The sequence below is a fragment of the Delftia sp. K82 genome (assembly GCF_002193035.1).
GTDB lineage: Bacteria > Pseudomonadota > Gammaproteobacteria > Burkholderiales > Burkholderiaceae_C > Comamonas > Comamonas acidovorans.
The window spans coordinates 3,471,569-3,481,600 of sequence record NZ_MYFL01000001.1 but is presented as its reverse complement, the minus strand read 5'-3'; the positions used below and the strand labels follow the sequence as shown (position 1 = coordinate 3,481,600).

Below are 10,032 nucleotides of genomic sequence, written 5' to 3'. Positions count from 1 at the left end.
TCGTACGGGATGCGACAAGTAGATACGGACTACCGCCCACAACACATCCCGCTGCGCCGCCGTCACCACATCCAGTCAGCTCTAGTCATGAACCTCAACAACGTCTTCGACAAGCGCTACTGGATCCCCGGCTTTGCCGAGCAAAACGGCAACAACGACTTCGGCGACCCGCGCAACGTCATGTTCACGCTCAAGTACACGCCGCGCATCTGAGAGACAGGCGTGCGCGGGGACTGAGGGCACGGGCCGTGCGCGCATTGCCACCACGGCCCAACTCAGGCCCAACTCAGGCTCAACCCACGCCCAACTGCTCCAGCGTGATGCAGGCCAGCCACCTGCATCCATCCAATGGCCAGGCGGCGTCATCCGCGATGCAGCGCCCGGTGGCGTCCATCTGGATGCGGGTGACGTGGCGGTTGGCGCCGGGCCTTGAGCGGCGGGCGGGCATGGCCAGCAAGGCTTCGGGCAGCGGCTGCGCTGGTGGATGGGATTCGAGGCGCGTGAGATTTTTTGCAGAGCGCAGGCGCAGCGGTGATCGCTCCATGCCGATCACCCAGGTCCAGAAGAGCGCCGGGTGGCGAAATCTGTGACCTGGCATTTCCAGCAGCAGCATGGCGCTGCCGCCCCGCTGCATGGCTTGGGCACAACGCAGCGGAGCGAGGGCGGGGAAATTCTCAAGCTGCGCTTGCCAGCCGGGCAGCAGCAAAGCCAGAACCTGCGCCAGCTCTTGCGGACCGGGCTGTGGCGTCAACTGCAGCGGCAATTGCACCTGCAGCCATGCCCGTTGCCGCAGCACGGCAGCGCATCGCCGTGCACACCACCAGGCGCCCAGCGGATCGGGCAGACACTGGGCATCGGGAACCGTGGGCAGTGTGGCCCAGCGCGTCTTGCGCGTCTGTGTACCCACCTCGTAGCGCCATTGCGTATCGAAGCGCAGGCCGGGCATGAAGGTACGAATTGGAGACCTGGGCATGTGCATTGCGGCTGCAGATCCACTACCGTCAGTCCGGTGCGGGCCTGGCTGCAAGCGTGACCGTGCCAAGCCACTGGCATGGGTGCCAGGGGCCGCCCGCATCATGCAGGAGGCAGGTCCCGTCGGCTTGCACCTGGATCCGGGTGGCGTACCCGCTGGACCAGGGCAGGGTCGAACCAAAGGGCATGGCAAGCAAAGCCTTGGGAGGCGCCATGGCCTGCGCGCCCGGTGACGGCAATGTGTCGGGCGCAACGCAATCGTCGGTGCACGACAACGGCAGCTCCGGCTCGTACCCCACCACCCAGGCCCAGAAAATGCCCGGCTTGGGCCCTTCGCATTCCGGTGACTCCAGCATCAGCAAGGCACTGCCTCCCTGCTCGACTGCCTGGGTGCACAGCAAGGGCGTCCGGGCGCATTCAGCAGGTGCCTGCACGTCCCAATCGGGCAGCAGCACATCAAGGATCTGCGCCAGCTCCTCCACGCCGGGAAGCGGGGGCAGGTGAACGGGCAGCCGCAGGAACAACCAGTGCTGCTGCTCCAGAACCACGGCGCACCGGCGAACGCACCACCAGGTGCCATAAGGGTCGGCCGGGCCAGCAAGGTCGGAGGCCATCGGCAGCTGTGTCCAGCTGGTCTTGCCGGCTTCCGCACGCCTTCTGTATTGCCAGTGACCATCAAAGAGCAGGCCGCTGATGAGGCGTTGACCGGGACTGCTTGGCTCCAGCGGAATTTCCCGCTCGTACTGCTCTGGCGTGAGATTGGAGTTCTGCATTTCATCGGGTCAGGAAAGCCGGTCAGGAAAAACCGGTCAGGAGAAACTGCCGTTGATGGCAATGTCGTTGCTCAGTGGCTCCAGCGTGATGGCCGCCGTGCAGCGGTACCGGCTTGCGCGCGCATCCAGGCCATCCACATCACACTGCCCCTCGCCATCCACCGTCACCCTCAAGGCGTGGTTCCATGCCAGGGGCGAGCCGAAGGGCCAGATCAGCAGCGCGCCAGGGCGCCCGGGCATGTCAAAGGCTGAAATGCGCTTGGCGCGCTGGAATCTCTCGTGCATTTCCACGCCGATCACCCAGGCCCAGAAAACGGCTTGCACGCCATCGCTTGAATCCTCGGCCTGCAGTTGCAGCAAAGAGCAGCCACCGGCAAGCAGCGCATCGGTGCTGCGCAGCAGCGGCGCCTGTGTCGAGGGGTCATCCAGCACCTTCACGTTCCAGTCCGCAAGCATTGCGCCCAGGGCCAGCGCCACATCGCCACATTCCGGCTGCGCAGGCAGGCCCGAGGGCAGATGCGCGGAACGCCAGGGCCTGCGATTGAGCACTGCAACGCACTGGCGCACGCACCACCAGGCCCGCTGTGGATCTGCTGCAGCCATGCCGCCTGCCCGGGTTGCCGGCAGCCGTGCCCAATAGGCTCGGCCTGAAGGCGTGAGCGCCGAGTAGGTCCACAGTCCGTCAAAGCGAAGCCCTCGGGTGAAGCGGTGGGTGAGGTGCGTGGTCTCAGCCACAGGACCTCTCATCATCGTGTGCCGAAGGCTGGGCACCGTACGGAGTCTTGATGCCGCAGCGGTCCCCGATGCGCATGAGCGCCATACCCAGGGATGTGCGCGGCTCTTTGGTCTTGCCCAATGCGAGGTCAGAAATCGTTGCTTGACCGCAGCCCACTTCGCGGGCGATCTGGCTTTGACTGACACCCTTCGCAGCAAGTCTGGCGAGGTAGTCTTTCCATTCCATAGTTTCATGCTATCGAAAAGTCGATTTTTTTACAATCGAATTTGACATATCGGTTTTCCGTAAGCTACGGAGCATGTCAACCGATTTCGGCCAACGCCTCAAAAGCGCTCGCAGTCTCGCGGGCCTCACCCAAGCGCAGCTGGGCCGCCAGGCGGGCATGGGGCAATCGACCATTGCTGACCTTGAGAGAAGCGGAAACGGCACCTCCAAAACAGCCACGCTCGCGTCCCTGTGCGGTGTCTCGGCCCTGTGGCTGGAATGCGGCAAGGGCCCCATGTCGGCCGATGCCGCAGCGCTGCAGCGCCAACTGCCCCAGGGCACGCGCCGCTACCCGCTGCTTGGCCTGCAGCAGGCCGGCGGCCGCAGCGCAGAAGACGCCATGGGCGATGCCGACGACGAGCAGTTCCTGGGCATCGAAGTCGCCAGCGACAACGCATCGCCTCGTGCGTTCTTCGTGCGATTGGAAGACAACGCCATGGCCCCGGAAATCCGGGAAGGGGACCGCGTGCTCATCGATCCAGCCCTGACGCCGCGGCCCGGGGACTGCGTGCTGGCCACCGACTGCCGGCAACAGTCCATCTTGCGCAAGTACCGGGTGCGCGGCCTGGACAAGGCCGGTGCGGAAATCTTCGAGCTGGTGCCGCTCAACGAAGACCATCCCACACTATCCAGCGACGAGCAGGCGCTGCAGTTGCGCGGCACCGTGGTGGAGCATCGCCGGCGGTTCCAGGCCCGGTAGCAGGGCCGAGGCCTTGGCACCGCTGCGGCGGCCTTGGTGCTGCCGGCTGCCGCGCCCGTGATTCATGGATGGCGGCAAGGGACAAGCGGCTTGGGCAAATCTTCCGGCTCGGGCGGGCATCAACACAGTGGGTGCCCCTGCAGGAGGCCGGCATGGCCGAATTGGTCGACTTGACCGCATTGGCCATCTCGCGCGGGCGACAGCGTCACTGCGGCCAGGCAGCGGCACTCGCGCCACTGCCCGTCAATGCCATCCACGTCGCAGTGCCCGTCGCGGTTCATCTGCACCCGCGCCGCATAGCCGCAGGCCCAGGGCATGCTCCAGCCAAAGGGAATGGTCAGCAGCGCGGCAGGGCGGGGCGCGCGGCTTGCGGGCCATGGCTTCACCGGCGCGGGCAGCATTCTCTGATGCATCTCCACGCCAATCACCCAGGCCCAGAACGTGCTCTGCGGCCGCTGGTGCAGCGCCTCTGACTGCAGTTGCAGCACCGCTCCGCCCCCGGCCATCACTGCCTGGGTGCAGGACTGCATGGACATGTGCCCGGCCCCTGCGCTCAGTTGTACCTGCCAGCGCGGCATCAGCGCGTTCAGGGCCAGCGCCACATCTTCCGGCCCCGGCCGCAAGGGTATGTCTGAAGGCAGATCCACCGACTGCCACATCTCCCGCCGCAGCACGGCAGCGCAGCGCCGCACACACCACCAGGCGCCATGCGGATCAGCCCTGCCCGCATCAGGCTGCCCCAGCGGCAGCCGCGACCAACAGGCCCGGCCCGATGGCGCGCGGGCGGCGTACTTCCATTGCGCAGCGAAGCGCAGGCCAGGGGTGAAGTGGTGGGTGATGTGCATGAATGTAGGCGTCTGCGTCTAGTTGAAGCTTGTGCGGCCAAGTTGATCCAGAGTTTGGACAGCTTCACCGAAAGCGGTATGAGAAGTTTTAAGTTGAGCCATAGGCTGGCTCTTCAAAACTGGCGAATTCAAGTGAATTTGCACTAACTCTATCGTACCGAAATCGGTATAGCAAGACCAAAGAATGCTGCCCATGCGCAGCTTCGTGAACGCAACATTGGCCGAAAACGCTGCCCTGATGATCAAGGGCAAGGCGATCGGGCGCCTGCGTAGTGACATGAAGAATGCTGGATTCGACATCGGGCAGGGCACTTTGCAGCGCATCGTTGGCGGGGAAACCGGCGTGCGAATGGAGTCACTGCAGAAGTTTGCTGATTACTTCAGCGTGGACGTCGATACCTTGTTGCGAGGCCGTGTCGCGGAAGGTGAGGACTTCATCCAACTCGTCCGCCTGGATGTTGAAGCCGCGCCCGAACGCTCTCGAAAAACCAATCTTGTCGAGGAACTCGGGGCCCTCCAGTTCCGACGCGATTTTCTGCGTGCTATCGGCGTCAGCCCGGTGAACGCAGGCATCGTCCATGTCACCGGAACCAGCATGGAGCCCACGATTCGGGACGGGGCCGTGCTCTTGCTCAATCGTGCGGATCGAACGCCGCGCCGTGGCAGCGTCTATGCATTCGCGTGGGAAGGGCAGATGCTTGTGCGGCGCTTTCAGCGGGTGGGCGATGTTTGGCATGCCGTGGCCGACAACGCTGACAAAAGCGAGCACCCGGATATCGTCATTGCCGGGAAGGCTGAGGGCCTGGTGCAAGGGCGAGCCATATGGGTGGGGGCCAAGCTCTGAGTCTGTGGTTTGTTGATGGCTGACTCTTTCATTCGTCGCGGGAACTTGAATGCCTTGTGCGTTCGTTTGGGATGGGTCAGTCGCAGAGCCAAGCAATTGGGATCTCCCTCGGAACTGATCAACCGGCTTGGCCAGTTGTCCAGCTTCTGGTCTGATATCGATCCATTTGGTGATGCTGATCTGTGGGGTGTGGGTCTCGGCTTTGCAGCGGTTGCCGCTGTTCATTAGTGCCTCGTGATCAATCGCTCACGCTCACGGCTATATAGCAGTCATTCGAGCACCCAAACTGGCGGCGGCCCAACGACAGGTCTGGGCAGCCGACAGTGATCGTCAGCGCAGCCTGAAGGCTGCTGGAAGTCCGCTATTGCGGCTCATGAACTGGTACTGCCGACCCGAAGCAGTAGCTAGAGCATGAGGAGCACCTTCCGTGCGGCGTGCCATATTGTGTTGTTCTCAGTTTCATCGGCCACGCAAGAAGTTGTCATCAAAACTCGTAGCAGCCCATTCGGCACTGCCTAGGCGACAGGTTGTTAGTTATCCTTGCCGCTCATGTATATCGAACTGCACCGCACCTTCCGAGAACTGCTTCCAACAGGGCGGCCAGGCGATGACGTGGCGATGGAGCCCGGTCGGGGACAAGATGCGGTGCTTATGTCTGCTCTGCTGGAGCAGCCCAGGGTGGTCATGCTGGCAGAAGGTGGGTCCGGCAAGACATGGTTGCTGCAGGAAGCTGCGCGGCGCTTGCGCAGCGAGCGCAAGGCGGCCTTTTTTCTCCGCCTAGAGCATGTAATCCAAGAATTCGATGGGTCTTTTGACATCGGCAGTCACGAAGATTTCGAGGCATGGTTGGCCTCTGAGGAGCCCGGTTGGGTGCTGTTGGACTCCATCGATGAGTCGCGGCTGCGCTCATCGCAGGATTTCGAGAGGGCGGTGCGCAGGGTTGCCGTGAAGCTGGCTAAGGCGTTAGACCGGACGCACATTCTGATAACGGGGCGGCCGTCGGCATGGCGGCCCCGGACTGATCTGAAGCTCTGTGGCCAGCTATTTCCGTCATCCGCGAAGCGGTCTGAACATCCCGGCCAGGGTCAGGATGAAGGGCCGGTCTTCCAGGTGGTGGGGTTGGAGCCACTTTCGTCGTCGCAAGTTGAGGGATTTGTAACCGCACGCGGCATCGGGCTCGTCAGGCCGTTCATGGATGCCATCGAACGGGCCGATGCCGGTTCTTTTACCCAGCGCCCTCAGGATCTGGACGAGCTCGTGGGATTTTGGGCCGAACGGGGGCGGATCGGTTCACGGCAGGAACTAATGAACGCCAGCGTGCAGCGCCGCTTGCAGGACAACCAGGATCGCGCACAAGCGCATCCCATGACTCCCGCACGTGCGCGAGAGGGGGTGGAAAAGCTCGCGGCCGCCCTGGTCCTAACGCGCTTACAAAACATCCAGGTGCCCGATGGGCCGCAGGCCGGTCTGGGTCTGCGCCCGCGCGATGTGCTGGGCTGGGACGATGTAGAGATCGCTGCGCTGCTTCAGCGATCTCTGTTCGATCCGGACGTCTACGGTAGCGTTCGGTTCCATCACCGATCCGTGCTGGAATATCTCGCTGCGCATTGGTTTCACAGGCTGCTCAAGCAAGAGGTGTCGCGTCAGCGCGTAGAAGCCCTGTTTATTCGCGAGCAGTACGGGCTTCAGGTGGTGACACCCTCGCTGCGCGGTCTGTTGCCGTGGCTGGCTATGTCCGATACACGCATCCTTTCGCGAGTGCAGCAGGTGGCGCCGGAGATTCTGTTCGAGGGTGGTGATCCACTCCTGCTTCCTTCAAACGTGCGCAGCGCCATACTGACGGATGTCTGCAAGCAACTGGCGTCGGGTATATCTGATCGCAGCCTGATTCAGTACGGCGCTATTCATCGCTTCGCGGCGCCGGATATGTGCGAGACAGTGCGCCGGCTGATTCAAGAGTACAAGGACAAGGAAACCGTAACCGGCTTCCTCATGTGGGTGGTGTACCACGCGCGCATCGCCGACGTTGGCCCGGAGGCCCTGCAGATTGCCCTCTCCGCCATATTGCCTTCCGAGGGGCGCATTGCAGCATTCCATGCCGTGGATGCTGTGGGACACCCGTCGGATATGGCAATCGTTCGCAGTAAGTTCGCCTCGGAAGGCGACAGCCTAGACCGACGGTGCATGGCTGAGTTGCTCAACCGAATCGATCAACCCGACGCGGCGACGTTGCAGTGGCTGATCTACTGCATTCCCCGGCTGAAAGAATTCAACGAATACGAAGTTACGGGGCTTACCACCGCGACAGTACGGTTCTTGGAGCGGACGGACCTTTCTTTATTGCCGAACATCATTGACCAGTTGTATGCACTGTTGATCGAACCCCCGGTCATGGACCGCCATGACTACTACCTGTCCGTCAGGAACCGATGGTTGCGCCGACCTATAGGCGCTTTGCTAAGCCGCCTTGTGACCGCGCGTCATGCGCTCGCGCTGAGGCCGAGCGCTGTAGCCACGCTACATGTGCTGATGCGGGACGTTCCCTACGATGAGGACGTCCACGGCGTGATGGAGACAGGCCTGCCTGAGCAGGTGCAGGCTTGGTCTGCCCTCAAATGGGCTTGGCTTTGGTATCTCGTCGATTGGCTGCGCTCGGAGCAACGCGTCATCAACCATTGGGCAGCACAGGCCGCCATGCACCCCATAGTCTGGGATGAGAACGACTTCGCCGCCGCCATCGCTGCCACTGCCGAACGCGACTTGGCAGAGGACCAACGCACGGCACTGGAGATTGCGTTCTCGCTGTATGTGCAGGTTGATCGACCGCAGGGTCTGCACGATCAGTTGGTGAGCGCCGTGGTAGGTAATGAGGCTTTAGCACTAAGACTGCAGCAGCTTGAGGCGCCTCCAGAGAAGGATGATGCGCGCCAGAAGTTGGAGCAACAGAGTGCCGAATGGACTCAGCGTAACAAAGAAGCTGCGGAACGAGCCAGGCGACAACGCTGCGAGAAAGTCGTCTTTCTCGCTGGCAGGCTGGACATTTTGCGTAACTCGAGCTTCGATGATCCTTCGAACGTGTGCTATGAGCAGCGTTACCTGCTCAACGCTATGCGCAAGCTGGATAAGGTCAACCACTCTCGATGGGCCTGCAGCAATTGGCGCAGCCTCGAAGCAGAGTTTGGAGCGCCGACGGCGCTCGCGTTCCGGGATGGCATGGTAGCGTTCTGGCGCCGGTATTCGCCCCCTTTGCTCTCCGAAGGCGCGCAAATAAGCAACATGCCGCATGCTGACTTGTTGGGACTCACCGGATTGACCGTCGAAGCCGTGGAGACCCCTGGACTGATGGCATCTCTCTCGCCTGCGGAGGCCGGTGTGGCGTTCCGCTACGCGATGCGGGAGATAAACGGCTTCCCGGACTGGTTTCCTGCCTTGTTCGCAGCCCACCCGCAGGTCGTCGCAGCGATGTTGCTGGTCGAGATCGCATTCGAACTTCAGATGAGCGACTCGTACACGGCCGCCCAATATGTGGTTGCGCGCATCCATAGCGCCAGGGAGTGGCTGGCCAACGCTGTGGCGCACGACATCCTTTCGCTGCTGGCCATCCACTCGCCGCAGCGTTCCATTGTGCTGGAGCACCTAGTTGACATTCTCCAGGTGTCAGCTCTGTCCGATGGGCTCATTGCCACCTTGGCGCGTGAACAGATGGGGGCGGCAGGTTCCATGCACCATGCACTGTGGGCCGCGGCATGGACCAGCGTTGATCCTGGCCCAGCCATCCATACCGTGGAGCAGCACTTGAACGTACTGGGCGACGCCACTCAGCGCACGGAATTCACGATGGCGTTTGTCGCGCATCTGCTAGGCAACCGGCGGACCTCGTCCTGTATGCGCGGCGCTTACCGGACGCCAGCGGTGCTCAAGCGCCTCTATCTTCTGGCGCACCAGCATGTGCGCGCCGATAAGGACATTGACCGCTCTGGCAAGGGCGTGTTTACACCTGGCTTGCGCGATGACGCCCAGGATGCCCGCGAGTACTTGGTGCGGCTGCTGCAGGATATACCTGGGCGCGATTCCTTCTTGGCACTGCAGAGCCTTTCGCAGGAACATCCCCACGCCGACTACCGCCCTTGGCTGGCGCGGCAGGCACTAGCCAGGGCCCAGGCCGATAGCGAGCGGCCAGCATGGAGTGAAATACAGGTGAGCGAATTCGCCGAAACCTACGAGCGCTCTCCGGCTAACCACCGCGAGATGTTCGACTTGGCTGTCATGCGCTTGCTTGACTTGAAGCATGAAATGGAAGACAGCGATCTCAGCACTGCGTCAGTGGTCATCCGCACGGAGCTTGAAACCGAGCTGCGCAACTGGGTCGCAGCATGGTGCCAACGACATGCCCACGGTCGATTCGTGATTCCTCAAGAGGACGAGCTTCCTGACGCAAAACGTCCTGATTTGCGATGGACCTGCTCGACATTTTCTGGCGCAGTTCCGACTGAGTTGAAGATCGCTGATAACTGGACGGGGCCGAAGCTATTTGAGCGGCTCGAGGGGCAACTTGCGGGCGACTATTTGCGAGACCAAGCCTCCAACCGTGGGATCTACTTGTTGATCTGGCGGGGTGCTAAGAAGCATCGCTGGGAACTGCCTAATGGTAGCTTCGTTGATTTCGTGACGCTGGTCGCTGCTTTGCAGTCGCATGGGACATATGTGGCCGCCCATCATCCCGGAGTCGAGGAAATCCAGGTTATTGGAATTGATCTGACAAAGCGGGCAAATAAGGCCGGATTGGCTCCGCCCACAGAAGGCTAGCAATTCAATCGCCCGGGCTGCAAGCAAAAGATCTCATCGCTTCACTAAAATCCTGAAAATGAGGCCCAGCGACTACGGCGATAGCCTAGAAT

9 protein-coding genes are annotated in these 10,032 nt (G+C 61.9%); 4 read left to right on the top strand and 5 right to left on the bottom strand.

Annotation, left to right across the window (positions count from 1 at the left end; translation table 11 throughout):
- The first annotated feature begins 87 nt into the window (after positions 1-87).
- Positions 88-213, top strand: coding sequence for a hypothetical protein (locus KDK82_RS15375; RefSeq protein ID WP_016449625.1), 126 nt, complete (start codon positions 88-90; stop codon positions 211-213).
- A 79-nt stretch (positions 214-292) separates the two neighbouring features.
- Here KDK82_RS15375 and KDK82_RS15370 read toward each other — a convergent pair whose 3' ends face one another.
- The 4 genes from KDK82_RS15370 to KDK82_RS15355 are packed head-to-tail and all read right to left on the bottom strand — an operon-like array spanning position 293 to position 2,706.
- On the bottom strand, positions 293-973 hold the full coding sequence (locus KDK82_RS15370; RefSeq protein ID WP_256974487.1) for a hypothetical protein: 681 nt from the start codon (positions 971-973) through the stop codon (positions 293-295).
- A gap of 28 nt (positions 974-1,001) precedes the next feature.
- Positions 1,002-1,745, bottom strand: coding sequence for a hypothetical protein (locus KDK82_RS15365; RefSeq protein ID WP_088165382.1), 744 nt, complete (start codon positions 1,743-1,745; stop codon positions 1,002-1,004).
- A gap of 36 nt (positions 1,746-1,781) precedes the next feature.
- Entirely contained in the window at positions 1,782-2,480 is a 699-nt protein-coding gene (locus KDK82_RS15360; protein ID WP_088165381.1) for a hypothetical protein, read from the bottom strand.
- The gene (locus KDK82_RS15355; protein ID WP_065347044.1) at positions 2,473-2,706 is read right to left on the bottom strand and encodes a hypothetical protein; all 234 of its coding nucleotides are present in this window, start codon (positions 2,704-2,706) and stop codon (positions 2,473-2,475) included. The genes KDK82_RS15360 and KDK82_RS15355 overlap by 8 nt, the downstream gene beginning before the upstream one ends.
- Positions 2,707-2,779: 73 nt before the next feature.
- Between KDK82_RS15355 and KDK82_RS15350 the strand changes: the two genes are divergently transcribed.
- Positions 2,780-3,445, top strand: coding sequence for a LexA family transcriptional regulator (locus KDK82_RS15350; protein ID WP_088165380.1), 666 nt, complete (start codon positions 2,780-2,782; stop codon positions 3,443-3,445).
- Between the two features lie 119 nt (positions 3,446-3,564).
- Here KDK82_RS15350 and KDK82_RS15345 read toward each other — a convergent pair whose 3' ends face one another.
- Positions 3,565-4,290 (bottom strand): hypothetical protein, encoded by a 726-nt coding sequence (locus tag KDK82_RS15345; RefSeq protein WP_088165379.1) that lies wholly within the window; start codon positions 4,288-4,290, stop codon positions 3,565-3,567.
- Positions 4,291-4,483: 193 nt separating this feature from the next.
- Between KDK82_RS15345 and KDK82_RS15340 the strand changes: the two genes are divergently transcribed.
- On the top strand, positions 4,484-5,134 hold the full coding sequence (locus KDK82_RS15340; RefSeq protein ID WP_256974486.1) for a S24 family peptidase: 651 nt from the start codon (positions 4,484-4,486) through the stop codon (positions 5,132-5,134).
- A gap of 549 nt (positions 5,135-5,683) precedes the next feature.
- On the top strand, positions 5,684-9,940 hold the full coding sequence (locus tag KDK82_RS15335) for an NACHT domain-containing NTPase (protein WP_088165377.1): 4,257 nt from the start codon (positions 5,684-5,686) through the stop codon (positions 9,938-9,940).
- The last annotated feature ends 92 nt before the right edge of the window (positions 9,941-10,032 follow it).